Below are 25,245 nucleotides of genomic sequence, written 5' to 3' on the forward strand. Positions count from 1 at the left end.
AATCCATGAAAAACTGCAAGCTGAAAAAGGCTACAACCTTGCGCAGCCGCATCAAGTCAATGACTGGTTGAGCGTTTATGCCATGGCGGTGAATGAGGAAAATGCAGCCGGTGGGCGCGTGGTGACATCTCCCACCAACGGCGCTGCGGGCGTTGTGCCGTCTGTGCTGCGCTACTACCGCGATCATTGTATCGGTGCCACACAAAGTGGCTGCCGCGATCTGTTGCTGGTCGCCGCTGCCATCGGCGGGTTGATCAAAACCAATGCCTCGATTTCAGGCGCAGAAGTAGGGTGTCAGGGCGAAGTTGGCTCCGCCGCTGCGATGGCCGCTGCAGGCCTGTGTTCGGCCCTTGGGGGGAGCAATGCGCAGATTGAAAATGCCGCCGAAATTGCGCTGGAACATCACCTTGGCATGACCTGCGATCCTGCCGCGGGGCTTGTGCAAGTGCCCTGTATTGAGCGCAACGCGCTGGGCGCGATCAAGGCTGTTTCTGCCGCCTCATTGGCGCTGCGCGGGGACGGGGATCACATCATGCCGCTGGACAATTGCATCCAAGTGATGCTGGAAACCGGCCGCGATATGAACCTGAAGTACAAAGAAACTTCCACAGGTGGCATCGCAGTCAACTTGCCAGAGTGCTGAAACCCGAAGGGTGTTCGGGCTTCAAGGCCGCCAGATTAGCTTTTGTCGGCAAGCTCTTTGAGCACGCTTTCTTGGCTCACTTCACCGATGATCTTGCCGTTCTTGGTCACGCCAACTGAGCCTTCGTATTCTACTAACAATGCGATCAAATCTTTGATCGGCATGCTCGCAGACACGGTTTTTGTATATTCGCCCTTTGTCACCTCGACCGCATCCAAAGCCGTCAGCACACCCAGCGGATTCATGTGGTTGACGAACTCTTGCACATAGTCGTCAGCGGGGTTGGTAAAGATCTCTTTCGGGGAGCCACATTGCACAATGCGCCCGCCTTCCATGATCGCAATGCGGTCGCCCAATTTGAACGCTTCGTCCAAATCGTGGCTCACAAAAATGATCGTGCGTTTGAGCTTTTGTTGCAGCTCAATCAGCTCATCTTGCAAGTGATTGCGGATCAAAGGATCAAGGGCCGAAAACGGCTCGTCCATCAACAAAATCGGTGCGTCAGTCGCAAAGGCGCGCGCCAGACCCACACGTTGCTGCATGCCGCCAGACAGCTCTGACACTTTGCTGTGCGCCCAGTCCGACAAGTTCACCAACTCAAGCTGCGCATCCACTTGGCGATTGTAATCCGCCTTGGGCACGCCCGCGAGTTCCAGCCCCAGCCCGACGTTTTCACGCACGGTGCGCCATGGCAAAAGGCCGAATTGTTGGAACACCATCGCAACACGAGATTGGCGCAGTTTGCGCAATTTCGCCTCAGAAGCGTTGGTGACACTGACCATTTCGGTGCCGTCGTTGATGCGAACTTCGCCGCGCACAACAGGGTTTAACCCGTTTACAGCGCGCAGCAATGTCGACTTGCCCGAGCCAGACAGGCCCATAAGCACCAAGATCTCGCCCTCTTTGACATCCAAAGAACAGTTGTGCACACCCAGCACTTGCTTGGTGGCGTCTTGCACTTCTTTGCGGGTTTTCCCGTCGTCCATATGGGGCAGGGCGATCTCGGGTTTGTCACCGAAAACAATAGACACATTGTCGAAAGTGACCGCAGTTTTTGTATGGCTCATTTGGTTTTCACCCGCAGCATTCTATCCAGCATAATTGCGACAGCAACGATCACGAAGCCTGACTCGAACCCAAGTCCCGGATCATTGCGCCCCAGCGCGCGTACGACCGGTTTGCCCAATCCATCGGCCCCGACATAGGCCGCGATAACCACCATCGACAGAGACAACATGATCACTTGGTTCAAACCCGCCATGATTTGCGGAAACGCATAGGGCAGTTCGACTTTCCAAAGGATTTGCCGCTTGGTGCCGCCAAAGGCTTCGGCGGCTTCCAGCAAGTTAACCGGCGTTTTCGACACGCCCAAATAGGTCAATCGGATCGGCGCAGGCAAGACGAAGATGACGGTTGCAAACAGACCAGGCACCATCCCAAGGCCAAAGAACACAATGGCCGGAATCAAATACACAAAGGTGGGCAGGGTTTGCATCAGGTCCAACAGCGGGCTGATCGCTTGATAGGCGCGCGGTCGGTGCGCGAGGAAAATCCCAATTGGCACGCCGACGCCCATACAGACAACGCAAGACGATAACACAAGCGCAAGACTGTCCGTCGCCTCATCCCAGTAATCTTGGTTGATGATAAACAGCAGACACACAGCCACCAAAACGCAGGTCTTCCAAGACCGTTGCAGCACCCATGTCAGCGCCACGAACAACAAGATAATCACGATCGCAGGCGGCGCTTGTAGCAGCCAGACGATACCGTCGATCATCCATTCCAAACCGTCGCTTAAAGTATCGAAAAAAGGGCGCGCATTGTCTTTGAGCCAATCGACGATCATTTCAGACATGTCGCCCATCGGAATCTTAAAGTCTTTTAGAAAATCCATACCACCCTCTTATCGAAATTCGGGGCCGCGTTTCCGCAGCCCCGACTTCACTTTACATGCCCATCGCTGACGTGACAGCAGCAACCGCGTCGCCGCCGTCTTTTGTCGTCACACCGTCAAGCCAAGGTGTCCATGTTTCTGGGTTGGCAGCCAACCACGCTTTGGCCGCGTCCTCTGGATCAACGCCATCGTTCAAGATCGCGCCCATGATTTCGTTTTCCATCGCGAGAGAGAACTCAAGGTTCTGCAACAATTTGCCGGTGTTTGGGCAATCTGCCACATAGCCAGCACGGGTGTTTGTTGCCACGATAGCGCCACCAAGGTCAGGTCCAAAGTAATCGTCACCACCTGGCAAATACGTCATGTCAAAGTTGGCGTTCATCGGGTGTGGTTCCCAGCCCAAGAACACAACTGCTTCGTCGCGGTCGTCGGCGCGCTCAACCTGCGCCAACATGCCTTGCTCGGAGCTTTCAACAACCTCAAAGCCGTCCAGACCAAAGGCGTTGCTGTCGATCATGTCTTGGATCAAACGGTTGCCGTCGTTGCCTGCTTCGATGCCGTAAATCTTGCCATTGAGCGCATCCATTGCTGTGGCGATGGATGCAAAATCAGTGATGCCAGCCGCGACGCCCGCTGCGTTTGTCGCCAATGTGTATTTTGCGCCGGTCAAGTTGGTGCGCACAGTGTCAACGGTGCCAGCCTCGCGGTAGGTCGCGATATCGCCTTCCATTGTTGGCATCCAGTTGCCAAGGAACACATCGATGTCCCCTTCGGCCATAGACGCGTAGGTCACGGGCACAGACAAGATGTCGGTGGTTGTTTCATATCCGAGTGCCTCAAGCACCGCAGACGTTGCAGCTGTTGTCGCGGTGATATCGGTCCAGCCAACATCTGAGAAACGGACGACGTCACATGAAGAGTCAGCAAAGGCGTGGCCGGCAGAGGCCGCGAGGACCAGTGCAAGTGCAGTTGTGCGAAGCATTATTTACATCCCTGTTATTTTGATTGATGAGTCAATTAAAGTGTGCTTGATCGTATTTGACAACAGCTGAGGGACATAATGCCTAAAATCGGAATGCAACCTATTAGAAGTTCCGCCTTGGTCGAGGCGGTCATCTCAGAGATTGGGCACTCCGGAACCATGGATGTCACCGTCAGTCAAATTGCCAAGCGAGCAGGCATGTCTACGGCTTTAGCACATCATTATTTTGGAAGCAAAAACCAGATGTTCGTCGCGGCGATGCACCACATCTTAATACAGCTGGGCGCAGAATTTTCTAAAAACCTGAAGGGCGTAGACGACCCTTTAGAGCGGGTCGAAATCATCATTCGCACCAGCTTTTCGGACCTCAATATGCGCCAAGAAACAATTAGCGCATGGCTGAACTTTTATGTTTTCGCGCAAAAATCAGAGGACGTCAGACGTCTTTTGAAGATTTATCACAGCCGTCTCGAATCGAATTTGCGACACGAGTTGCGCAAACTGGCCCCCGAAAAGGCCGAAACGATTGCCGAAGGCATCGCTGCCATTATTGACGGCGGCTATGTCCGTTGGGTTCTGCGCGGCGCTAAAAATGAAGCCCAGCACCCCGAACGGATCGCGCTTGAATACCTAAGGCTCAACCTTTCCGAACACGGGCCGCGCACATGATGCAGCCCATCAATTTGATTTCTACGGCCGACCACTGAGCAAAAGGACGCACAAAAGATGCAAACTCAACCCAAAGCCAGCCACTTTATCGGTGGTCAATATGTCGAAGACACCAAAGGTGCGCCGCTCGTGTCCACTTACCCTGCAACGGGCGAGACCATTGCGACGCTGCATTCCGCGACTGCGGATGTCACTGAACAAGCCCTCAAGGCCGCCGATGCTGCGCGCGCTGATTGGGCTGCGATGACAGGGTCTGAGCGGGGCCGCATCTTGCGCCGCGCCGCCGACATCATCCGCGAGCGCAATCATGAATTGTCTGTCTTGGAAACCATGGACACAGGCAAACCTCTGCAAGAAACGCTTGTGGCGGACGCGGCTTCTGGTGCGGATTGTTTGGAATATTTTGGCGCAATTGCGGCGGGTCTGACAGGGGATCACATCCAATTGGGGGCCGATTTTGCCTACACCGTGCGCGAACCTTTGGGGCTCTGCGTGGGCATCGGGGCGTGGAATTACCCAATTCAGATTGCGTGCTGGAAAGCCGCGCCTGCGCTGGCTTGCGGCAATACAATGGTGTTCAAGCCCTCCGAAGTCACACCGCTTAGCGCGCTCAAACTTGCAGAGATTCTGATCGAGGCGGGCTTGCCTGCGGGTGTGTTCAACGTCGTGCAAGGCTTTGGCGATGTGGGCGCGGCTTTGGTCACGGACACACGCGTCGACAAGGTGTCTTTGACAGGTTCCGTGCCAACGGGGCGCAAGGTCTACGCTGCTGCAGCCGAGGGCATGAAGCACGTGACGATGGAGCTTGGCGGCAAGTCGCCTTTGATCATCTTTGATGATGCGAGCTTGGAAGATGCAGTCAGTGCGTCAATAAATGCGAATTTCTATTCCTCTGGTCAGATCTGTTCCAACGGCACACGGGTGTTTGTGCAGCGCGATATCTTGCCTGCCTTCCTTGCGCGTCTGAAAGAGCGCACTGAGAAAGCAACCATCGGTGATCCACTGGATGAGGCCACAAACTTTGGCCCCATGGTGAACCAGACCCAAGTCGACATCACGCTGGGGTACATCCAAAAAGGTCTCGATGAGGGCGCGACACTTGTGACGGGCGGCAAAGCCCATGCACGCGGCGGGCTGTTCCTTGAACCCACTGTGTTCGCTGATGTCACGGATGAAATGTCAATCGCACGCGAAGAGATTTTCGGACCTGTCATGTCCGTGCTGACTTTTGACACCGAAGAAGAAGTTCTCGCCCGCGCGAATGACACCGAATTCGGTCTGGCTGCTGGCGTGTTTACCAGCGATCTGACCCGCGCGCACCGTGTTGTGGCTGGGTTTGAGGCGGGCACATGCTGGATCAACACCTACAATCTGACGCCGATTGAGATGCCGTTTGGCGGCGTCAAAGCCTCAGGTGTGGGGCGCGAAAATGCGCAAGCCGCGATTGACCACTATTCACAATTGAAATCCGTCTACGTGGGCATGACCCCCGTCGAAGCCGCATTCTAGGAAAGACGCTCATGGAAGCTGATTTTGTCATCATCGGCGCGGGCAGCGCAGGCTCTGCCATGGCGTATCGCCTGTCGGAGTCCGGCGCATCCGTTTTGGTCATTGAACACGGCGGCACCGATGTGGGCCCGTTCATTCAAATGCCTGCGGCCTTGTCCTATCCCATGAATATGAGCCACTATGATTGGGGCTATCAGTCAGAACCAGAGCCGCATTTGGACAACCGCCGCTTGGCCACGCCGCGTGGCAAAGTCATCGGTGGATCGTCGTCGATCAACGGAATGGTCTATGTGCGCGGCCATGCGCGTGACTTTGACACTTGGGCCGAAATGGGCGCTGACGGCTGGTCCTATGCCGATGTGCTGCCCTATTACAAACGCATGGAAACGTGGCACGATGGTGGCCATGGCGGCGATCCTGAATGGCGCGGCACAGACGGGCCTTTGCATGTCACCCGTGGTCCACGCAAAAACCCGCTGTTTCAGGCCTTTGTCGATGCAGGGCGTCAAGCAGGCTATGAGACCACAGACGACTACAACGGCGAAAAGCAAGAGGGCTTTGGCCCGATGGAGCAAACCGTTTACAAGGGCCGCCGCTGGTCTGCCGCCAATGCTTACCTGAGACCTGCGTTGAAACGTGACAATTGCGATATTATCCGTGGTCTCGTCGATAAGATCGACATCGAAGACGGGCGCGCCACGGGCGTGCGTTTGGCGGACGGCACATTCATTCGCGCCAATCGCGAAGTGGTTCTGTCAGCAGGCTCGATCAATTCGCCCAAAATCTTGCTGCAATCCGGTGTTGGCCCTGCGGATGAACTGTCCGCTCTTGGGATTGAGGTCAAAGCCGACCGCCCAGGCGTGGGTAAAAACCTGCAAGATCACTTGGAAGTGTACATGCAGTTCGCCTCCAAGCTGCCAATCACGCTGTACAAATATTGGAACCTGATTTCCAAAGCCGTGATCGGCGCGCGGTGGTTGTTTACGAAGACCGGTTTGGGCGCGTCCAACCAGTTTGAAAGTGCGGCCTTCATTCGCTCAGAAGCGGGGCTTGAGTACCCCGATATTCAGTATCACTTTTTGCCAATTGCCGTGCGCTATGACGGCAAAGCCGCCGCCGAAGGTCATGGGTTTCAAGCGCATACCGGCCCCATGCGGTCCATATCGCGCGGTGAAGTGACCCTGAAATCCAAAGACCCCACCGAGGCACCGCGTATCTTTTTCAACTACATGTCGCAGGAAAAAGACTGGGACGAATTTCGGACTTGTATCCGTCTGACCCGCGAGATTTTCGGGCAAGACGCTTTTTCACGCTATGCAAAACACGAAATTCAACCGGGTGCTGATGTGCAAACGGATGATGAGATCGACGCCTTTATTCGCGAACATGCAGAAAGCGCCTATCACCCCTGTGGAACGTGCCGAATGGGTCAGCGTGATGATCCAATGGCAGTGGTTGATCCGCTCAATCGCGTGATTGGCGTCGAGGGCCTGCGCTTGGCTGACAGCTCAATTTTCCCGCAGATCACCAATGGCAATCTGAATGCGCCCTCGATCATGGTGGGCGAAAAAGCGTCTGATCATATCTTGGGCAAAGAGCCGTTGCCTGCGTCGAACGCCAAACCTTGGATTCATCCAAACTGGCAAACAAAGCAGCGCTAAACGTCGGCTCTGCCTGCGCGTCTTTGGGCGTGCGGGCGTGCTGTGAGCGAGTGGTTTTCCACTGATGCACTGGCGTGCGAAATTCGACATACGTGCCTTAGCGGTGTTTGAAGCTGCAGAAATCTGCACCTCAGCACACGGATTTACAGGCTTGGTGGGGTGTCTGCGAGTCTCTTTGACGCCGTACGGGGCGATGAATGCGCGTAAAAACTGGGCAAAACTTGATGAAACGTGGATATTCTAGGCAAATGCACCTGAAAATCACTGTGATGCGACAGACAAGTTGATTGTGAGACAGCCCTTGCCCCTGAATGAAGGGGCAGGATGCTTAGGGTTCCGTTTGATGACATCATCAAAGTCTGGTCCGAGAAGCATCACCTAGGCGGCACAATCCGCATAGGCACACGGCGGGGCAAAATCCCGGGAGGTTACTGCGCAGGTTTTGCCCGCGCCCTATCTTTCTTGTTCCGCCAGCGCAGCGAAACCCAATTTAAAACGGCGGAACGCACAACGGGGACAGTCATGACACTCAAGAACATTCTATCCGCTACGGCGCTCTCAGCTGGATTGGTATCCGCGCTCGCCGCACCGCTTGCTGCTGAAGAAAAAACAGATTTCAAACTGGCATGGTCGATTTATGTCGGTTGGATGCCATGGGGCTATTTGGAAGACAGTGGCATCATGAACAAATGGGCCGACAAATACGGCATCACCGTCGATATCGTTCAAATCAACGATTACGTTGAATCCATCAACCAATACACGGCGGGTGCCTTTGACGGTGTGTCCGCCACCAACATGGACACGCTGTCCATTCCGTCAGGCGGCGGCGTTGACACCACAGCTTTGATCATCGGCGATTATTCCAACGGCAATGACGCGGTGATCTTGAAAGGCGAGGGCGGTTTGGCCGACCTTAAAGGCAAGCCTGTGAACTTGGTGGAACTCTCTGTGTCGCATTACTTGCTGGCACGCGGGCTTGAAACTGTAGGCTTGGAAGAGGCCGATCTGGACGCCGTGATCAACACCTCTGACGCCGATATGATCGCGGCTTATGCCACAAGCGATGTCGAAGCCGTGGTGACGTGGAACCCGTTGGTGTCTGAAATCACTGGCTCGAACCCTGACGCCAACGTGTTGTTCGACAGCTCTATGTTCCCAGGTGAAATCTTGGACTTGATGGTGGTGAACACCGAAACTTTGGCGGACAACCCTGCGTTCGGCAAAGCTGTCGCAGGCGCTTGGTATGAGGTCATGGGCTTGATGGCTGCTGGCGATGATGGGCGTTACAGCTTCACCACGGTGAAACCCGTGGAATACACCGTGCCGTCTGATGGCCCGGTTGGCGACATTCTACGCGCCTGTGGCCGCCACCCCTGGCGTCCGTCACATCTGCATTACATCGTGAAAGCGCCCGGATACCGCACTTTGGTCACCGAGATTTTCCCCGAAGACGACCCGTATCTGGATCAGGACACGGTGTTTGGCGTTCGTGATGACCTTGTGATGAGATATCACAAGAAACAGGCGTCTGATTTCCCGCATGGAATGGCCCTCTCTGGAAAAGTGACGGAACCTTTTCTACACGTTGAATTTGACGTGACACTCGCCACAGAAACCGGTTGAGAGGTCTGATCTGTTTGCGCCTGCTTTTCCAATTTGGCAAAATGGCAAGTTTGTTCGCAGTGTGTGAGTTCACCTGATGAGATATCGTAAAAACGCAACGCGCGGCTTGTTCGGCGAAGCCGCAATGCAGCGCGGGCAGACACAACCAATGTCTCCTATGGGCCTCCCATGCCATGACCAATGGCAGCAAAGCGCGGTTCGCACCCATTCTTAGATTGCGCAGCATCCGATACTATGGGCTCTTACCGGACCTTAGCTGCGCGGGGCATCGACGGCAGCTAAGCGGGACTTAGCTTCCTTTTGCTGCGGTTGTTCAAAAGGCCGCTATCGCACTTTCCCGACCATTGAAAGATTGTGCGTCAGCGTACTCTGGTTTCGGTCTATCAGGCATTCAAAAAATCCTCTCGTTTGGCAATAACTTTGCCGACAAAACAGATTTTCCCGGTTGCACTAGAAACAATTGCAGAAATCTGGACCTAGCGCGCCTTTACTCCACCGACGGCGGGTAGAACGAAAATCACTGCAGAGAGGATTTGGCCTTTGCCTCCTTTCTGCCGCGAAGCATCACCGACGCGACCATTAGGGCAGCCAGACCGAGGAAGGCTGCCGAGATCGGCTTTTGAATGAAAACCATCAGACTGCCATTCGACCCGATCAGCGCTTGTCGCAGCGCCTCTTCAAATGGGGACGTCAGAATGAAGGCGATCAGAAGTGGTGCAATCGGGACAGAAAAGAGCCGCAAAATATAGCCAAGCACCCCGGCACCGAACATGACATAGACGTCGAAAATGTTGCTGCGCATGGAATAGCTGCCGGCCACGCACATCACCAGAATGATTGGGAAGAGGATATGCTTGGGAACGCGCAGGACATGTGTGATGGGTTTGATGGCAAAGCTCGCGATGATCGCGAGAAACACCAGAGCGACGAAAAGAATGAGATAGATCGAGTAAACTACCTCAGGGTGGAACGTAAAGATCATCGGGCCGGGTGTGACGCCTTGGATAAGCAAAGCCCCCAGCAAGATCGCAGTGGGCGGGTCACCTGGAATTGCCAGCGCCAGTAAGGGGATCATCGCGGAACCGGTCACCGCGTTATTGGCAGATTCCGCCGAGACGATGCCCTCAACCGAGCCTTTGCCCAACTCTTCAGGTGTTTTGGACACGCGTTTGGTGACGGCATAGGCGAGAAATGCGGCGATCGATGCGCTCAATCCTGGCAATGCTCCGATGAGCGAGCCGATCAGGCTGGACCGCACGGCAGGGACAGCGCATTTGCGGACTTCCTCTTTGGAAATCCGGTTCATGTTGCTGTCTGTGTGCGAGATGCTGATGGCGTCATCCGCGTCTTTGAAGCGTTGCGCGCCCTGCTCAAACAGTTCCGCGATGGCAAACAGACCAATAAGAACGGGAATGAAGGAAAAACCATCCCACAGTTCCGTGTAGCCAAGTGTGAACCTTGGGACCGACAGCATGGGATCGGCGCCTATGGTTGCGATCAACATGCCCAAGGCAGCAGCCAACAGCCCTTTGGCCATGGAGCCGCCTGAGAGAATGCCGATCAAAGTGAGCGAAAAAATGAGCAGAGAGGCGAGTTCTGCCGGGCCAAATTTCAGAGCAACTTGCGCCAGTTGCGGAGCGATCAGCACCAGGAGAATGATACTGACAAGCCCCCCAAAAACCGAAGCCCAAAGCGCCAGTCGCAGGGCTTTCAGCGGTCGGCCCTGCTTTGCCATCGCATAGCCATCAAGACCGGTTGCGGCAGAGGCAGGTGTGCCGGGCGCGTTGATCAGAATGGCCGAGATACTGCCGCTGTAAATCCCAGATCCGTAAAGCCCGATCAGCAGCATCATCGCGGGCACTGTTTCCATCCACAACGTCATCGGAACAGCCAGTGCGATGGCCATAACCACGGTCAGGCCGGGAATGGCACCAAGCGTCAGCCCGGCGATTGTGGCCAGAAACAGGATCACCAGGTTTCCAGGTTCAAGAACCGTGACAAGTGCGGAAAGAAAGGCGTCCATTACAGACCTCCGAGCAGAAAATCGAGCGGCCCAGTTGGCAGTTCGAGCGCGAACAGATTGAGAAAGATCAGGTGAACCACAACCGGGACACCGAGTGCGACTGGAAGAATGACTCTGACACGTCGCTCACCGAACACCACAAGGAATGCCGCCAGCGTCAGGAAAACGGAAATCAGGAATCCAAGCTGTGAGAGCAACAGAATAAAGCCAAGCGTGATGCCCAGCACCAAACCGAGAGACACGCGGGCGTCTTTGGTTTGCAAGGCAGCGGTCTCAGTTTCGCCGTTCTTTTGCAGCGCGATCAGCAGGCCGAAGATTAACGTCAGGCTGCCACCAATATTGGGAAACAGTTTTGGCCCCACGGAAAAGAACCCTTGGTCAGAATCGATAGTTGGCACAGCGTACATCAGAAAAAGGATGGACAGGGCTGCGATGGTGACACCGAACAAGCGATTGGGCATGGTCGATTTCCTTGAATGACTGCGCTGCAGGGATGATAGCACGGGCGCACAATCAGAGCGCCCGTGCTTTTCGTATATCGAGCTTATTCGCCGTTCACGGCGCGACCAATATGAGCTGACATTTCAACCATATTGCTCTCAAAGTCCGGGCCGCTCAGATATGAGGTTTCGAGCTTGAGCTTGCCTGCCATTTTCTCCCAGACAATGCTGTCGAGACCCATTTTGAAGTGATCGTGCAGATATTGCAGAACTTCTTCGGGAGTGCCAGCAGGAGCAATGAGGCCCTTTTGGTTGTCGACGGAAACGTCGTAACCCAACTCCTTATAGTTAGGAACGTCTGGGAAGCCGGGGTAGCGCGATTCCGATGACGTCGCGATTAGTTGGATGTTGCCAGCGGCGACCTGTGCCTGCGCATCTTCCGGGCCGCAGACGGTAAAGTCCACGTGGCCACCAAGCATCGCTGCAATGGCCGGCGCACCACCTTTATAAGGCACGTGCTGGAACTCGACTCCCAGTGCCTTTTCAAGCACCAGAACGGCCGAGTGCGTGATCGAGCCCTGGCCGGAGCTGCCATAGGTGATTTTTCCGGGATTGGCTTCAGCCACGGATTTCAGCTCGGCTACGGTGGAAAACTCACTGTCTGTCGGGGCGCAGATGAACAGCCGCGAGCGGATCAGTCGAATGACGCCGTCGAAATCCTCAACGATGTCATAGTTGACTTTGCGGTGGTTCGGTACCGAGGTGCTTTCGCTGCCGCCAGCAACCAACAGAGAGTAACCGTCAGCCTTTTGGTTCTTCACGAACTCGGCGGCAAGGACGCCACCAGCACCGGGACGGTTGACGACAACTAGCGGAACCGGAAAGAACTCTTGCGCCGAAGCAACAATAGACCGGGCTACAATATCGGTACCGCCACCCGGCGAGAAACCAACATAGATCTTGATCGGTTTTTCAGGTTCCCAGGCCACTGCAGCCCCGGCAAAAGTGGAGATCAGCAGACCTGCTCCCAGCAGGGCATTCTTCAAAATTTTCATGAGTTTTTCCTCCTTCTCATAACGGTGTTTTTTGTTTCCAAAACCAGCCATTCTGCTTATCGCAAACCCTCTGGCAGTAGGTCGTTGGGTAGATTTTGGTAGCAAACAGGCCGCAGGAAACGGCGGATCGACAATGTGCCCACCGAGGTTGCGCCAAAATTCGTTGAGGCAGGATAAGGGCCGCCATGCACCATGGTGTCACAAACCTCGACGCCGGTCGGGAAACCATTGGCCAGCACACGCCCTGCCTTGCGTTCCAGAACCGGCATCAGGCGCTGCCCGATCTCAACATCATCAGAATCCATGTGCAGCGTGCAGGTCAACTGGCCTTGTAGCGATTTCGCCACGTCCATCATTTCGTCGATATCTTTTACGCGGACGATCAGGCCCAGCGGACCAAAGACTTCTTCCCCCAGTGTCTCGTTACGCAGCCATTCGGCACCAGTGGTGGCAAACAGATAAGGGGTCGCATTTCGCAAATCGCAGGTTGATGTCAGGACTTCCTGCACGCCAACGGTTCCGGCAATCCGGTCACGACCCTGCCGATAGGCCTCGGCGATACCGTCTGTCAGCATGGTCTGGGCGCCGATGGGGTTCAGCGCCTCTCTGGTGGCGTTGACAAAAGCGTCTGTGTCCGCGCCTTCGATGACCACAGCAACGCCGGGATTGGTGCAGAACTGACCCGCACCCATCGAGAGCGACCCCGCCCAACCTTCGGCAAGCGACTGACCACGGGCTTTCAAGGCCGCGGGCAAAAGGAACATTGGGTTAACCGAGCCAAGCTCACCAAAGAACGGGATCGGATTGTCGCGCTGCGCACAGAGGTCAAACAGGGCGCGGCCCCCGCCAAGCGATCCGGTAAAGCCAACGGCATTGATCAGTGGGTGCTGTACCAGCGCCGTCCCGACATCACGTTTGCCCCCCTGGATCAGCGAAAAGACACCAGGGTGCAGGCCGCATTTGGTGATCGCTGCGGCGATGGCTTCGGCGACGATTTCACCGGTTCCGGGATGCGCGCTGTGGCCTTTCACAACCACGGGACATCCGGCAGCAAGCGCAGCGGCGGTGTCGCCACCAGCCGTGGAAAACGCGAGCGGGAAGTTGGAGGCACCAAACACAGCCACCGGTCCGATTGGGCGCTGGACCATTTTCAGGTCCGGTCGCGGCAATGGCGCGCGATCAGGCAGTGCGGCGTCATGGCGACGGTCAAGGTAATCGCCCGCCAGTATATGCGCTGCGAACAGGCGCAGCTGCCCCGTTGTCCGCCCGCGCTCACCTTGCAGGCGCGCCTCTGGGAGTCCGGTTTCCTGCGTGCCGATCTCGGTGATCGCTTCGCCGCGCGCTTCGATTTCGTCGGCAATCGCGTTCAAAAAGTCGGCACGGTCCTGGCGCGATGCATACCCATAAGACCAGAAAGCGTCTTCTGCGGACTGGCAGGCCATATCAACGTGGGCAGGCGTGCCAACGGAAAAACGATGCGCTGGCCCATGTGCGGGGGTCGAGGCAAACTGGGCCTCACCGGCAAGCCAAGCGCCGGCAATCAGGTGTTTTCCGTGGGGTTCGAAGGTCATTTTTCAGGCTCACACTTTAAAGTTTGGAATTGGTTTGAAACGGACGACAGACGCGAGCTGATTACCGCCCGTGTTTTGCACGCCACTGTTTGAACTCATCGAGGTTCTCCTGCTTGGTCGCCGGATAAAGTCCAATGATCGAGGCTCCCGCCTGGACCTTGCTCAGGACAAAATCCTCATATGCGGTCATTTCGGTCGCCACTTCTGCAGCCTCGTCCGCGAGATGAGCCGGAATGACGATGATGCTGTCGTCGTCGCCAACCAGGATGTCTCCGGGGAAGACCGGCGCATCTCCGCACCCGATAGGGACGTTGATGTCGATAGCCTCGTTGGTGGTCAGATTGGTCAGGCTGGCCGGGCGATTGTGATAGGACGGGATATCCAGTTCGGCGATATTCATGGCATCTCGGAACCCTCCATCGGTCACAACACCGGCAACACCACGTGCCATCAGGCGATTGATCAGAATGTCCCCGGCAGAAGCTGCATAGGCGCTTTTGCGGCTGTCCATCACCATCACATGACCCGGAGGGCAGATCTCAACCGCGTGTCGCTGCGGGTGTTCGGGATTGCGGAATTCTTCCAGCTGATTGCGATCTTCGCGCGCGGGCATGTAGCGCAGCGTAAACGCCGGACCTACCATGTTCTTTCCCTTGCGCGACAGCGGCCGGACATCCTGGATCACCTGATTGCGCAGGCCGTGCTTGTACATGACGGTCGCCAGTGTCGCGACTGAAACCTTTTCAAGCAACTCTCGGGTCTCGGGTTTCAACGGATGTTCGGACATTGGGTTTCCTTTCAGGTCTTTGCTGATGTTGGGTGCGACGGTCATATGTTCTGATCCAGTTTGTTGTGACGAATAGACGAATACAGCGAGAGGCAAATGAAGGTTGCGCCTATCAGGCCTGTGAAGAGTTCAGGCACATGCCAGAGGGATTGCGCGTACATGATGACGGACAGGACCAGCACCGAATAAAATGCGCCGTGCTCGAGATAGCGGAATTGCGTCAGCATCTTTCGCTCGACCAGCATGATGGTCATTGAGCGAACATAAAAAGCGCCGATGCCAAGGCCGATGGCTATCAGAAACAGGTTTTGGGTCAGGGCAAAGGCGCCGATCACGCCATCAAAGGAAAAGCTGGCATCAAGCACTTCGAGATAAAGGAACGCGCCCAGACCACCCTTGGCTGCAAGGCTTTGAACCTCTTTTTCCGCATCCAGAAAGTGGCCGAGCAATTCAACGGCGAGGAAGGTCACAAGGCCGCAAACTGCCGCAAACAGGAAGGTGGCACTTTCATGTCCGGGAAGAGAGATCGAAACGATCAGGGCGGTGAACAGAACCAGGGCTATTTCCAGCCCCCGGATCGATGCCCAGCTGCGCAAACGGCATTCGATCATCCGGATCCAGTCGACTTCTTTGGACTGATCGATGAAGTATGTCAGGGCGACCATCATCAGGAATGTGCCGCCGAAAGCAGAAATCCCGATGTGGGACTCTTCCATGATCCGCGCGTATTCATGTGGGTCCGACGCGGCCAGGACGATGGCCGATATTGGTCCGATTTTTGCCGCAACGGCGACAACCGCCAGAGGGAAAATAATCCGCATTCCGAAGACGGCGATGAGGATGCCCCACGTCAGGAACCTTTGCTGCCACTTGGGCTCCATCGTTTCCAGAATGTTGGCGTTGACGATGGCGTTGTCGAAGCTCAGCGAAATCTCAAGGATGGCCAGAGCCGTTCCGATCAGGAAAAACGACATCGCTCCCCCGACGGTTCCGGTGGTCTGGTAACCCAGCCAATAGGCCAGCACCAACCCAGCCGCCGTGAACAGAAATGGCCATCGAAAATAGGTGAACGTCTGGTTCATTGTGCTGCCCTGCTATGCTGAACGCTGCTGTTTACTGGGGAAATGGGACGGGTGCCCGCAAAGTGCGCGGCTAGATTTTCAACTGCCAGCTCGGTCATGGCGCAACGCGTCTCGACCGTGCCGCTGGCGTGATGGGGATAGAGCACGACGTTGGGCAGGTCCGTCAGGTCCGGATTTGGGGTCGGTTCGTTCTGGTAGACGTCCAGCCCGGCAGCACCCAATGTCCCGGATTTCAAACATGCGATCAGCGCAGCTTCGTCCACGACACTACCACGAGAGATATTGATCAGGGTGCCTTGTGATCCCAGTTTCTTCAGGATTGCCTGATCAATGAGCCCTTTGGTTTCAGCCCCGCCCGGAATCGCAACGATCAAAACATCGCACCAGTCCGCCAACGAAAGCGCATCGGTGAAATAGGTGTGTTCCACATCCTGCGGGCGACGTGTGCAGTACCCAATCGTCATCCGCACTGCTTCCAGTCGTGAGGCGATTTCCCTGCCGATTGTGCCCAGCCCGAGGATGCCTGCGCGCTTGCCCTTGAGGGCAGTCAAAAGCGGATAAGGGCCTTGGTGCTGCCATTGGCCTTGGCGGACATAGGCATCCGCCCGGACCAGATCCTTGAACGAGGCCAAAACCAACATCAGAGCCGTGTCTGCAACGTCATCCTTCAACGCAAGCGAGGCGTTGGTCAGGGCGATGCCGCGTTGCTGCAGAGCGTCATGGTCCAGTTTTTCAAATCCGGCCGTCGTGCAGGCGACGATTTCCAACCTCGGGAGGAACGCAAGTTCTGCGACGCCAAGTTGATAATTGCCGTTGATGATGACGGCGCGGCAGTTCTGGCCGACCGCTTTCAACAACGCTAATTTGTCCTCGGCGAGGTCATAGCGGTGCAGCGTGAATTGTGCAGCAAGCGTGTCGATTGCCGATGGCCAGATCGGGGACATGACCAAAAGATCTGGTTTTGTCATGCTGAAAGCTCCTGCAGTTCACGCAAGGCAGCGCGCCGTTTGGCCTGTATGTCGGGATCCGGGCTCAGGCTCGCGGCAATCAGGTTGCGGGTGTATTCTTCGCGCGGGGCGTCGAAGATTTGCCCGACCGGCCCCTGTTCAACAATCCTGCCGTTTTTCATCACGATAACCCGGTGCGCGAAATCGCGAACCAAGGGGAGGTCATGGGCAATGAACAAATAGCTCAGGCCCAGTTCATTCTGCAATTCCGTCAGCAGATCCAGCACCTGCGCCTGGATAGAGACGTCCAGAGCGGAAACCGCCTCGTCACAGATGATGAGTTTCGGCTCGAGCGCCAGAGCGCGGGCAATGGCAATGCGCTGGCGCTGTCCGCCGGAAAACTGGTGCGGATAGCGATGCATATGCTCCGCCTTGAGCCCAACCTGCTCCAGCAATTCGCAGACCCGCGATTTCCATTGGCTTTTGGGCAGAATCTCTGGGTGAATGACGAAGGCTTCGGAGATGATTTTAAAGATCGACATCCGGGGATTGAGTGATTGCGTGGGGTCCTGAAACACCATCTGGATGTCACGGCGGATATCGAACAGTTCTTTCGGGCTCATGCTGACCAGATCACGACCCTCAAACAGCGCCGAGCCTGCGGTTGCATCCTCAAGTCGCAACAGCGTTTTTGCCAGGGTGGATTTTCCCGACCCGGATTCGCCAACGATGGCCACGGATTCACCCGGCATGACCGTAAGACTGGCGTCTTCCAACGCGACAAAGGCTTCGTAGAGCTTTGTCAGCCCCTTGATTTCGAGGATTGGTTGAACCGCGCTATCCAGTTGACCAGCCATATCACCGCTTCCGGGCACGGCAGAAATAAGGTTCTTGGTGTAGGGGTGTTGCGGATTGTGATAAACTTCCCGCGCACTGCCGGTTTCCACGATCCGGCCAGCATTCATCACCACAACACGATCAGCCACTTCGGCGACAACACCCAGATCATGAGTGATCAGCAAAAGCCCCATACCGGTTTCTTCCTGCAACTCTTCGAGCAAAGTCAGGATTTGCGCCTGCACTGTTACATCAAGGGCTGTGGTTGGCTCATCCGCGATCAGGATGTCAGGTTTCAGAGCCAAGGCCATCGCGATCATGATGCGTTGGCGCTGCCCCCCTGAGAACTGGTGCGGATAGGCGTCGATTTTGGTTTCAGCCTCGGGAATTCCGACCCGGTTCAGCAATTCAATTGTACGGGTCCGGGTCTCGGATTTGCTGATGCCGTGGGCCGACATGGTTTCGGCAATTTGGAAACCGATGGAATAGACCGGGTTCAGGTGGCTGAGCGGATCCTGAAAGATCATTGCGATCCGATGGCCATTCAATTCGCGCCGCTGTTCGGCGGACATCTCCAGCAAGTTCTGATGTTCAAACAGGATTTCGCCAGAAGTGATCTCTCCGGGCGGCATGTCGATCAGGTTCAGAATGGCCGAGGCCGAAACCGATTTGCCTGATCCGGATTCGCCCAGAATGGCCAGTGTTTCTCCGCGATCCAGATGCCAGCTCACGTCACGCACCGCGTGGACTGTGCCATGTGAGGTGTGGAAACTTACTGAAAGATTGCGAACCTCAAGAAGACGTTCATCCATTTTTCTTCCCCACATTTTCAAGGCGCCAGCGTTGTGCGGGATCCAAGGCGGTCCGCAGCCAATGTGACAAAAGGTTCAGCGACAGGGTCGTCAGGATGATCGCGAGGCCAGGCCAGAACGAAAGCCACCAGGCAGTTGTCAGATAGGGGCGTCCCTGAGACACCATCAGACCCCAGGTGATTTCGGGTGGCTGGATGCCAATGCCGAGAAACGACAGAGACGATTCAGCCAGCATGACAAAGGCGAAATCGAGAGTGGCAATGGTCACCAGTGTCGGAAACACCACAGGCAGAATGTGGCGAAACACAATCCGCTTGGTCGAGGCGCCCATGACCCGAGCAGCCTGAACAAACATACGTTCCCGCACTTCGAGCGTCTCTGCTCGTGCGGTCCTGAGGTAGACCGGGATGCGCGTGATCGCCAAAACGATCACCAGATTGAACACCGAGCTTTCCAGCATGAACAAAACGATCACGGCCAGCAGAAGCGATGGAAAGGACATGATGATGTCCGCCAGCCGCATGATGACCTGGCTCAGGGTTTTTGAGGTGTAGCCTGCGATCAATCCGAGGCTGGTGCCGATCAGCAGCGAAAAGAAAACCGCACCTGCCGCAACAAAGATTGTGTTTTGGGCCGCCACGACGATCCGCGCCAGCAATGGCCGCCCAAGCGCGTCCCCACCCAGCCAGAATAGCCAGTGCTTGGAGAAATCAAACGGAGGCGCGTTACGTCCACGCAGGTTTTGCTTGGTGGCGACATCTTCCAGCAGAAGTGGTCCGAAGACAGCGCAGAACAGGATCAGCAGCAAAAACAGCGCCGAGACAAAGGCGAACTTGTCGGCCCAAAGCATCCGCACGATCCGCAGGACCGGATTTGGGGCGTCCGGGATATCCGGAATGGTTTGATCAGAGTGGGACATGAAATCAGTACCTGATGCGGGGATCGAGGATCGAGTAGAGAATGTCGATCACGATATTCATGAGGAAAATCGCCATTGCAGTGACCATGATCGCGGCCATGACAACGGTGAAATCACGTTGCAGGATGGAATCGATCATCAGCTTTCCGACGCCGGGGAACCCAAAGATGGTCTCGACCACGACGGCGCCATTCAGCAGCGCTGCGGCCTGATCGCCAATCACCGTGATGACGGGCAGCAAGGCATTGCGCAGGGCATGTACAAAAATGATGGGACGATTTTTGACACCCTTTGCGCGGGCGGTTTTGACATAAGCCGATCCAAGTGCGGTTATCATTGACCCTCGGACGATCTGCACGATCAGGCCAAAGGGGCGGATGAAGAGCACCGTGATCGGCAAGATCCAATGCCAGACACTTCCCGTGCCCGACGTGGGCACCCAGCCCAGTGTGACCGAGAAGATGACGATGGCGACGATGGCGACCCAGAAATCAGGGGCACTAGCGCCGATCAGGGAAAAGAACGTGGCGATCCGGTCGAAGATGCCACCGACGTGATACGCGGCCAGTGATCCAACCACGATGGCCAGCGCGACGACCAGCGACATCGTGATCAGCGCCAGTTGCAGTGTCCAAGCAAACCCGCGCAGCACAACGTCGATTGCAGGTTCCGAGCGCCGGATCGAGTCGCCAAAATCAAGACGGACAAGATCACCCATGTAAGAAAAGAACTGCACGATCAGCGGGTCGTTCAGCCCGTGAATTTCCCGGAACTGATTGCGGCTTTCTTCCGAGGCGTCCAGCGGCAGATAGAGACCGGTCGGGTCACCTGTCAGGCGGCTCAGGAAAAACACCAGCAGGATCAGCCCGACAAGCGAGATAGCACTGGCGACCGCGCGTTTTCCCAGGAATTTCATCATAGCAAATGACCTTTGGATTGAGGTGCTCGCGGGCAGGTGTTGCCCGCGAGCCGGTTCCGCTTACTTGAACTCGATCTGCGACAGCTGCAGTTCGCTGTTGGTGCGGATCGTCGGAGCAAAGTCGAGACGGTCATTGACGCGGCTAAAGCCAACCATGTGGAACAACATGACGTCTGCAATCACCTCTTCGTGGATGTAGCCGAACAGCTCGCTCCACTTGGCGGCACGCGCGTCACCGGTGGCTGCCGTTGCCTCGGCAATGAGGGCATCAACCTTGGGGTCCGTCAGGCCCGATTGCTGACCTTCTGAGTGGTACTTGAAGTACATGGAGAACACAGGATCGCCATTGGCGTTGTCGTGCTGCGCTTCAATGATTTCAGGGCCACGGTCTGCCGGGAAAGGCTTGGCATAACGCTCGAGCCATTCAGCCACTTCGACCATCTCAAGCTTCATGTTAAAACCGACATCCTGATACATGGCGTGCAGAGCTTCCATGGTTTCCAGAACATTGGCAAAGTTATTGATACGACCGATCAGGGTGATCTCTGCGTCCACCGGGACACCATCCGCCTTGGCTTCGGCCAAGAGAGCTTTGGCGCGCTCAGGGTCATATGCATATGGCTTCAGATCATGGTCATAGCCAACGGTCGAGGGCGGCGTGATACCGGTTGCCAGCAATGTGCCGTTCGCCAGAATGGTGCCGACAAAGGCCTCGCGATCAACTGCCAGGTTCAACGCTTCACGAACGCGACGATCGTTGAGCGGCGGATAGGCATGCTCGAGACGCAGAAACACTGTTTCCGAGTTCGGATACGAGAAATCCATTGCCGGGTCGCTGGCATCCTGCAACGCGATATTGGGCGCAATGTCAGCTTCACCCGCAGCAACCATAGCGGCGCGAACCGAGCTGTCCGAGCGGAACACATAGGTGGCCGATTGCACTGTGGGCTGCTCTCCCCAGTAGTTCGGGTTGGCGGATAGTTTGATGTGCTGTCCGCGGGCATATTCGTCGAACGTATAGGGGCCGGTTCCAATCGGATGATCGACAAATTTGTCCATCGGTGTGTCCGAAGTGGTCACGGTCACTGTCGACATCAGCATCGGCAGGATCGGCTGGGCCGGGTTGGCCGTCACGTCCAGAGTATGCGGATCAACGACGTTCGAGGTGATCTCGATGCCGCCAAAGAATTTTGCACCGATTTCACAGGCAATGGCCTCGGATTTCATACGTTTCAGCGAATGCGCGACGTCTTCGGCATCCATTGCCGACCCGTCGCTGAAGGTAACACCCTGACGCAGGTTAAAGCGCCAGGTTCCGTTGCCCATGTCCTCCCAGCTCTCGGCCAGACGCGGCTGCAGCCCGGTCTTGGGGTCCATCTCGGTCACGGTTTCCGAGATGTTCTGAAACAGAACCCGGCCGACGTTGGATTTTGTTGCCGAACAGGGCTCGACGATTTCAAGCTCTTCCGACAGTACAACCGTGACTGAATTGTTCTGGGCTTGCGCCCCAAAGGCGACAGTCGAAGCAAGCAGCGACAATGCCATAATGTGTGATTTCCGGTTCATTTGGTCCTCCCAAAGTATCCAAGGTAGCAAGCACCCAAACCGCAGATTTGCATCGGGGCGCTGATGTTGCGCCTTGTAAACTTGGGAAGGACCGGGGGAATGTAAATTTCAAATTTGGATTGCAACGATACAGGATTTGTATCATAAATAAATTTGCAGCCTAAATTATAAGCAGAATCAAAATGGCCCAGGGACAGTTTGAGTTTTTCCAAATGAGGTGCTTTGTGGCGGTGGCTGAAGAGCTGAGCTTCAGCCGGGCAGCTGCGCGTCTGAACATGACGCAACCGCCGCTTTCAAGACAGATAAAAATCCTTGAAGAGCGCATCGGCCTGGTCCTGCTGGAGCGCAGCAACAAATACGTTCGCCTCACCTCTGCCGGCGAAAGCTTTTACCACAGTGCGATCGATATTATTCAACGATCCGAACACGCTATCCTGAATGCACGTCAGGCAGAACGTGGCGAACTTGGGAATGTTTCAATCGGTTTTGTGCCTTCTGCAGCCATTCAGTTCATCCCCTTGATCGCAAAGCGGATGGCAGAACTCTTGCCCAATGTCGGCATCACCCCAATAGAAATGATGGGGTATGAAGTCATTGAGTCACAGCGCTCAGGGCGTATCGATTTTGGCCTGACCAGAATGGAGCAACCCCGCGGAGAAATCGAACGGTTCAGGGTGGTCAACGAACCCTTTGTGATGGCGATCCCAGAATCGCACCCCCTCGCCGAAAAAACGGAACTAACCATTTCAGATTTCGATGGAGAGCCCTTCGTGTCCTTCACAAAAGACCGGGGTGGGTTCCTGATGGAGACGCTCACTGCCATGTTCCTGGCTTGCGGAATCACCCCCCAAACCCGCATTGAGGCCAGCCAAACACATGCCGTTATCAACATGGTGAACCATGGATTGGGCTTTGCTATCGTTCCGAAATCGGTGCAGGTGATGCGGTTGCCCAACATCGTATTCAGAGATGTTGAGTTGCCTAAACAGTTTCGCTCCGACATGTACCTGGTCACAAAATCAGGACAGGAATCAGCGCTCCACGAACGCGTAAAGAGCCTGATAATCGACACTCTCGCGCCGTTCAGGGAGTCGGACTAGCAACAAAGAAATCAAGTTGTTTGAATGGGATCATCGCTCTGAGAGGATGTTCACAAGACAGAAGTGGACTGTTGCACACGCGGCGGCTGGACAAACCCAGCAACCCGGCCGATTCCGCTATGCCAGCTTTCGAAAAGAGCGTCTACAATTCTGGAAGCGCAACAAAGGTCTGCTTTCTATTCACACTTTCAGTTCAGGATCTTTGCAGCACTTGCCCATTAGGGCTCATTCCGGCCCTTAGCCGCGATTTGCACCAAGGTCCGGTCCTGCCTGTTGCTCTGGGCAGATTGTCGATCGAAGCAGGCCGTCTTCGTGCAGCGCGGCCTGCGTGTCGCCGTTATCCCACAGATAAAGTAGGCCGATTTCGTCGCCTGTTTTGATGCACGTTATGCGGCCGATGGCTTCGGCGGTTGTGCGACCACTCTCAAATTCGGGCAAAACTAGCCCCTCTCGTTAAACAATTCCTTGGGAGTGACCTCGAGAGCATACGCGATCCGCTCTGGAACATCGATCGATGCTGAGAATTTCGCGAGCTCGATCTCGCTGATATAGCTGCGATCCAGGTCAGCAGCTAAAGCTAATTGTTCTTGGCTCAATCCTCTGGAATTTATTAGATTCCGGATATTTAACCCTACTTGTTCCCTCAATTTCATGACCTGTATTCGGCCAGATCACAAGAATTGCTCTACGGAATATATTCCACAAAGCGCGCGCGAGTGGATCTATTCGCTTGCTCGCATATGGTGTGCGGGGCGAAGTTGGGCAACAACCATCAATATTATAGTAGTGAAATCGAAAGGCGCTTATTGATATGTGGCTCAAATCCATCCGATATTTGCTTGGCGGGGTCGCCATAAGTGTCGTTTCCAGCTTGGCTCCGCAGGCAGCAAAAGCCTACCAAGTTGATTGCGCCATTCTGCTTTGCCTGGCTGGCGGGTGGCCAGCTTCAGCAGAATGTGCCCATGCTCGTGCGGTTTTCATTAGGCGGATTACGCCTTGGCCGATCGAGCCGCCGTTGCAGATCTGGCGGTGTCCGATGGGGGTTGCAGAGCGAGGTCCGTTGCAAAGCACGGCACCACGAGTTTGGGACGCAAGCACTCTAACGGGAGAGAACCTTGGTCAATTCATTTTAGCGCAGGTGGTCGAAGGCGGTGCCGATATCGACATCAGTGGTCTGGAATTCGATTTCGTGCGCTCGATCCGCGTCTGGGATGTTCGGTACTACAGCCATCGCGAACGCGGTCGCGACGATGACTGTTCTGAGAGCTACAATATTCTCCTCGGGACCTATGGCACGCAGGGCGAATTCGGTTGGCAACGCACGACACCAGCGGCGGCCCCGCAGTGGGTGCTGCCGTCGCGGCGCTGTTCGTCATCGAATTGGCGACGCGGGGTTGGCGTTGAATGGGAAGATCACGAAGGCAACCATGGATACGAGTGGGTGGCCTACTAAGGCTATTCCCCGATATCCTTCATGCGTTCCGAAATATCGCCCGCAATACGCTCGTATAGGGCGGCTTGCTTGTCTCTGGGTGAGCCCGGTTGCGGGCTTCTCCGTCGGATTCGTTTGGCGAGCCAGAATAGCATTCGGGCTGCGGGGTCGCTGATGTTTTCCGGGACTGGCGCGGGGTAGTTTTCTTCAAGGAGGGCAACGACCTCAGCGTTCATGCTACGGTGGTTGCTCTCGGCCGCGAGCCGTATCCGGTGACGAAGGCCATCCGGCAATCGCACGATGAACTTGTCCTGATTTTGAGCACTTTGTTCTGACATAGTGGCACTGTGCCATAAAATTCGATTGACGCAATAGTGGCTAAGTGCCACTAACGGGGTATGTTTTCAACCTGGAGGCGTTTCATGAATAGTCGTAAACCAATGCAGCTTCGGCTTCCGCAAGAGCTCAAGGAGTGGATTAAGGCGGAGTCCGATCGCAATGGCAACTCCCAAAACTCTGAAGTTATCCGAGCCATTCGCGCGGCGAAGGACAGGCGTTCCGCACTCGGTTCAATTGGAAATATCAATATGAATCAGTGTGATAATGCGCGTTGTTAACGAGGTGAGAGAGGTGTCGAGACGATGACCAAAGCAAGTGCACAGACAAAAGCGAAACAAGCGGCCTCAGCCTTTATCCGCGAGGCGCGGGAGGCAGGTTGGCAGCGCGCAAAGTTCGAGATCAAGCCTGATGGCAGTGTCATCGTCGATG

The 25,245-nt window shown here is 55.6% G+C and carries 23 protein-coding genes and 1 riboswitch; of the genes, 7 read left to right on the forward strand and 16 right to left on the reverse strand.

Annotation, left to right across the window (positions count from 1 at the left end; genetic code table 11):
• Positions 1-643, forward strand: a 643-nt coding sequence (locus ABF287_RS03955) for an L-serine ammonia-lyase, iron-sulfur-dependent, subunit alpha (protein WP_347183725.1), incomplete at its 5' end; no start/stop codon positions are given.
• A 35-nt stretch (positions 644-678) separates the two neighbouring features.
• On the opposite strand, the gene choV is transcribed toward ABF287_RS03955, so the two are convergent.
• Genes choV through choX form a run of 3 tightly spaced genes read right to left on the reverse strand, consistent with a single transcriptional unit; the run spans position 679 to position 3,522 of the window.
• The gene (gene choV / locus ABF287_RS03960; protein WP_347183726.1) at positions 679-1,710 is read right to left on the reverse strand and encodes a choline ABC transporter ATP-binding protein; all 1,032 of its coding nucleotides are present in this window, start codon (positions 1,708-1,710) and stop codon (positions 679-681) included.
• Positions 1,707-2,540 (reverse strand): choline ABC transporter permease subunit, encoded by an 834-nt coding sequence (gene choW / locus ABF287_RS03965; RefSeq protein ID WP_347183727.1) that lies wholly within the window; start codon positions 2,538-2,540, stop codon positions 1,707-1,709. Before choW ends, choV begins: the two co-directional genes overlap by 4 nt.
• Positions 2,541-2,592: 52 nt before the next feature.
• Positions 2,593-3,522 (reverse strand): choline ABC transporter substrate-binding protein, encoded by a 930-nt coding sequence (gene choX / locus ABF287_RS03970; protein WP_347183728.1) that lies wholly within the window; start codon positions 3,520-3,522, stop codon positions 2,593-2,595.
• A 78-nt stretch (positions 3,523-3,600) separates the two neighbouring features.
• Between choX and betI the strand changes: the two genes are divergently transcribed.
• The 4 genes from betI (at position 3,601) to ABF287_RS03990 (ending at position 8,987) form a co-directional block, all read left to right on the forward strand.
• Positions 3,601-4,191, forward strand: coding sequence for a transcriptional regulator BetI (gene betI, locus ABF287_RS03975; RefSeq protein ID WP_347183729.1), 591 nt, complete (start codon positions 3,601-3,603; stop codon positions 4,189-4,191).
• Positions 4,192-4,248: 57 nt separating this feature from the next.
• Positions 4,249-5,700, forward strand: a complete 1,452-nt coding sequence (gene betB / locus ABF287_RS03980) for a betaine-aldehyde dehydrogenase (protein ID WP_347183730.1) — start codon at positions 4,249-4,251, stop codon at positions 5,698-5,700.
• A gap of 11 nt (positions 5,701-5,711) precedes the next feature.
• On the forward strand, positions 5,712-7,361 hold the full coding sequence (gene betA, locus ABF287_RS03985; protein WP_347183731.1) for a choline dehydrogenase: 1,650 nt from the start codon (positions 5,712-5,714) through the stop codon (positions 7,359-7,361).
• 317 nt (positions 7,362-7,678) lie between these two features.
• A riboswitch (guanidine-I (ykkC/yxkD leader) is annotated at positions 7,679-7,790 on the forward strand.
• Between the two features lie 93 nt (positions 7,791-7,883).
• On the forward strand, positions 7,884-8,987 hold the full coding sequence (locus ABF287_RS03990; protein WP_347183732.1) for a putative urea ABC transporter substrate-binding protein: 1,104 nt from the start codon (positions 7,884-7,886) through the stop codon (positions 8,985-8,987).
• A 517-nt stretch (positions 8,988-9,504) separates the two neighbouring features.
• Here the strand turns inward: ABF287_RS03990 and ABF287_RS03995 are convergent.
• The 11 genes from ABF287_RS03995 to ABF287_RS04045 all read right to left on the reverse strand — a co-directional run bounded on the left by ABF287_RS03995 (position 9,505) and on the right by ABF287_RS04045 (position 21,945).
• Complete coding sequence (locus ABF287_RS03995) at positions 9,505-11,010, reverse strand: tripartite tricarboxylate transporter permease (protein WP_347183733.1); 1,506 nt, start codon at positions 11,008-11,010, stop codon at positions 9,505-9,507.
• Positions 11,010-11,471, reverse strand: a complete 462-nt coding sequence (locus tag ABF287_RS04000; RefSeq protein ID WP_347183734.1) for a tripartite tricarboxylate transporter TctB family protein — start codon at positions 11,469-11,471, stop codon at positions 11,010-11,012. Before ABF287_RS04000 ends, ABF287_RS03995 begins: the two co-directional genes overlap by 1 nt.
• An 83-nt stretch (positions 11,472-11,554) precedes the next feature.
• Positions 11,555-12,505, reverse strand: coding sequence for a tripartite tricarboxylate transporter substrate binding protein (locus ABF287_RS04005; RefSeq protein ID WP_347183735.1), 951 nt, complete (start codon positions 12,503-12,505; stop codon positions 11,555-11,557).
• Positions 12,506-12,561: 56 nt separating this feature from the next.
• A complete protein-coding gene (locus ABF287_RS04010) occupies positions 12,562-14,076 on the reverse strand; it encodes an aldehyde dehydrogenase (NADP(+)) (protein WP_347183736.1) in 1,515 nt (504 codons plus the stop codon).
• A gap of 61 nt (positions 14,077-14,137) precedes the next feature.
• Positions 14,138-14,863, reverse strand: a complete 726-nt coding sequence (locus ABF287_RS04015; RefSeq protein WP_347183746.1) for a ribonuclease activity regulator RraA — start codon at positions 14,861-14,863, stop codon at positions 14,138-14,140.
• A 41-nt stretch (positions 14,864-14,904) separates the two neighbouring features.
• The gene (locus ABF287_RS04020) at positions 14,905-15,945 is read right to left on the reverse strand and encodes a DUF475 domain-containing protein (protein WP_347183737.1); all 1,041 of its coding nucleotides are present in this window, start codon (positions 15,943-15,945) and stop codon (positions 14,905-14,907) included.
• Entirely contained in the window at positions 15,942-16,913 is a 972-nt protein-coding gene (locus ABF287_RS04025) for a 2-hydroxyacid dehydrogenase (RefSeq protein WP_347183738.1), read from the reverse strand. Before ABF287_RS04025 ends, ABF287_RS04020 begins: the two co-directional genes overlap by 4 nt.
• Positions 16,910-18,541 (reverse strand): ABC transporter ATP-binding protein, encoded by a 1,632-nt coding sequence (locus ABF287_RS04030; protein ID WP_347183739.1) that lies wholly within the window; start codon positions 18,539-18,541, stop codon positions 16,910-16,912. The genes ABF287_RS04025 and ABF287_RS04030 overlap by 4 nt, the downstream gene beginning before the upstream one ends.
• Positions 18,534-19,460, reverse strand: coding sequence for an ABC transporter permease (locus ABF287_RS04035; RefSeq protein WP_347183740.1), 927 nt, complete (start codon positions 19,458-19,460; stop codon positions 18,534-18,536). Before ABF287_RS04035 ends, ABF287_RS04030 begins: the two co-directional genes overlap by 8 nt.
• Before the next feature lie 4 nt (positions 19,461-19,464).
• Positions 19,465-20,379 carry an ABC transporter permease gene (locus tag ABF287_RS04040; protein ID WP_347183741.1) on the reverse strand — a complete coding sequence of 305 codons (915 nt, stop codon included), beginning with the start codon at positions 20,377-20,379 and terminating at the stop codon, positions 19,465-19,467.
• A 60-nt stretch (positions 20,380-20,439) separates the two neighbouring features.
• Positions 20,440-21,945 carry an ABC transporter substrate-binding protein gene (locus ABF287_RS04045; protein WP_347183742.1) on the reverse strand — a complete coding sequence of 502 codons (1,506 nt, stop codon included), beginning with the start codon at positions 21,943-21,945 and terminating at the stop codon, positions 20,440-20,442.
• A gap of 182 nt (positions 21,946-22,127) precedes the next feature.
• On the opposite strand from ABF287_RS04045, the gene ABF287_RS04050 reads away from it, so the two are divergent.
• Positions 22,128-23,045 (forward strand): LysR substrate-binding domain-containing protein, encoded by a 918-nt coding sequence (locus ABF287_RS04050; protein WP_347183743.1) that lies wholly within the window; start codon positions 22,128-22,130, stop codon positions 23,043-23,045.
• Between the two features lie 237 nt (positions 23,046-23,282).
• Here the strand turns inward: ABF287_RS04050 and ABF287_RS04055 are convergent, their stop codons facing one another.
• Together ABF287_RS04055 and ABF287_RS04060 are read right to left on the reverse strand one after the other, a co-directional pair.
• Positions 23,283-23,483 (reverse strand): hypothetical protein, encoded by a 201-nt coding sequence (locus tag ABF287_RS04055; protein ID WP_347183744.1) that lies wholly within the window; start codon positions 23,481-23,483, stop codon positions 23,283-23,285.
• Positions 23,484-23,485: 2 nt separating this feature from the next.
• On the reverse strand, positions 23,486-23,698 hold the full coding sequence (locus ABF287_RS04060) for a helix-turn-helix transcriptional regulator (protein WP_347183745.1): 213 nt from the start codon (positions 23,696-23,698) through the stop codon (positions 23,486-23,488).
• Positions 23,699-24,081: 383 nt separating this feature from the next.
• Here ABF287_RS04060 and ABF287_RS04065 point away from each other — a divergent pair, with 383 nt between their 5' ends.
• Complete coding sequence (locus tag ABF287_RS04065) at positions 24,082-24,498, forward strand: hypothetical protein (protein WP_338023238.1); 417 nt, start codon at positions 24,082-24,084, stop codon at positions 24,496-24,498.
• Positions 24,499-25,245: the final 747 nt, after the last annotated feature.

Source organism: Pacificibacter sp. (genome assembly GCF_039769035.1).
GTDB lineage: Bacteria > Pseudomonadota > Alphaproteobacteria > Rhodobacterales > Rhodobacteraceae > Celeribacter.

Coding starts and splice junctions, on each gene's coding strand:
- choV (WP_347183726.1), bottom strand. CDS start 1,710: ATGAGCCATACAAAAACTGCGGTCACTTTCGACAATGTGTCTATTGTT.
- ABF287_RS04050 (WP_347183743.1), top strand. CDS start 22,128: ATGGCCCAGGGACAGTTTGAGTTTTTCCAAATGAGGTGCTTTGTGGCG.
- choX (WP_347183728.1), bottom strand. CDS start 3,522: ATGCTTCGCACAACTGCACTTGCACTGGTCCTCGCGGCCTCTGCCGGC.
- ABF287_RS03990 (WP_347183732.1), top strand. CDS start 7,884: ATGACACTCAAGAACATTCTATCCGCTACGGCGCTCTCAGCTGGATTG.
- ABF287_RS04020 (WP_347183737.1), bottom strand. CDS start 15,945: ATGAACCAGACGTTCACCTATTTTCGATGGCCATTTCTGTTCACGGCG.
- ABF287_RS03995 (WP_347183733.1), bottom strand. CDS start 11,010: ATGGACGCCTTTCTTTCCGCACTTGTCACGGTTCTTGAACCTGGAAAC.
- ABF287_RS04065 (WP_338023238.1), top strand. CDS start 24,082: ATGGGGGTTGCAGAGCGAGGTCCGTTGCAAAGCACGGCACCACGAGTT.
- betB (WP_347183730.1), top strand. CDS start 4,249: ATGCAAACTCAACCCAAAGCCAGCCACTTTATCGGTGGTCAATATGTC.
- ABF287_RS04030 (WP_347183739.1), bottom strand. CDS start 18,541: ATGGATGAACGTCTTCTTGAGGTTCGCAATCTTTCAGTAAGTTTCCAC.
- ABF287_RS04000 (WP_347183734.1), bottom strand. CDS start 11,471: ATGCCCAATCGCTTGTTCGGTGTCACCATCGCAGCCCTGTCCATCCTT.
- choW (WP_347183727.1), bottom strand. CDS start 2,540: ATGGATTTTCTAAAAGACTTTAAGATTCCGATGGGCGACATGTCTGAA.
- betA (WP_347183731.1), top strand. CDS start 5,712: ATGGAAGCTGATTTTGTCATCATCGGCGCGGGCAGCGCAGGCTCTGCC.
- ABF287_RS04005 (WP_347183735.1), bottom strand. CDS start 12,505: ATGAAAATTTTGAAGAATGCCCTGCTGGGAGCAGGTCTGCTGATCTCC.
- ABF287_RS04045 (WP_347183742.1), bottom strand. CDS start 21,945: ATGAACCGGAAATCACACATTATGGCATTGTCGCTGCTTGCTTCGACT.
- ABF287_RS04015 (WP_347183746.1), bottom strand. CDS start 14,863: ATGTCCGAACATCCGTTGAAACCCGAGACCCGAGAGTTGCTTGAAAAG.
- ABF287_RS04035 (WP_347183740.1), bottom strand. CDS start 19,460: ATGTCCCACTCTGATCAAACCATTCCGGATATCCCGGACGCCCCAAAT.
- ABF287_RS04040 (WP_347183741.1), bottom strand. CDS start 20,379: ATGATGAAATTCCTGGGAAAACGCGCGGTCGCCAGTGCTATCTCGCTT.
- ABF287_RS04060 (WP_347183745.1), bottom strand. CDS start 23,698: ATGAAATTGAGGGAACAAGTAGGGTTAAATATCCGGAATCTAATAAAT.
- ABF287_RS04010 (WP_347183736.1), bottom strand. CDS start 14,076: ATGACCTTCGAACCCCACGGAAAACACCTGATTGCCGGCGCTTGGCTT.
- betI (WP_347183729.1), top strand. CDS start 3,601: ATGCCTAAAATCGGAATGCAACCTATTAGAAGTTCCGCCTTGGTCGAG.
- ABF287_RS04025 (WP_347183738.1), bottom strand. CDS start 16,913: ATGACAAAACCAGATCTTTTGGTCATGTCCCCGATCTGGCCATCGGCA.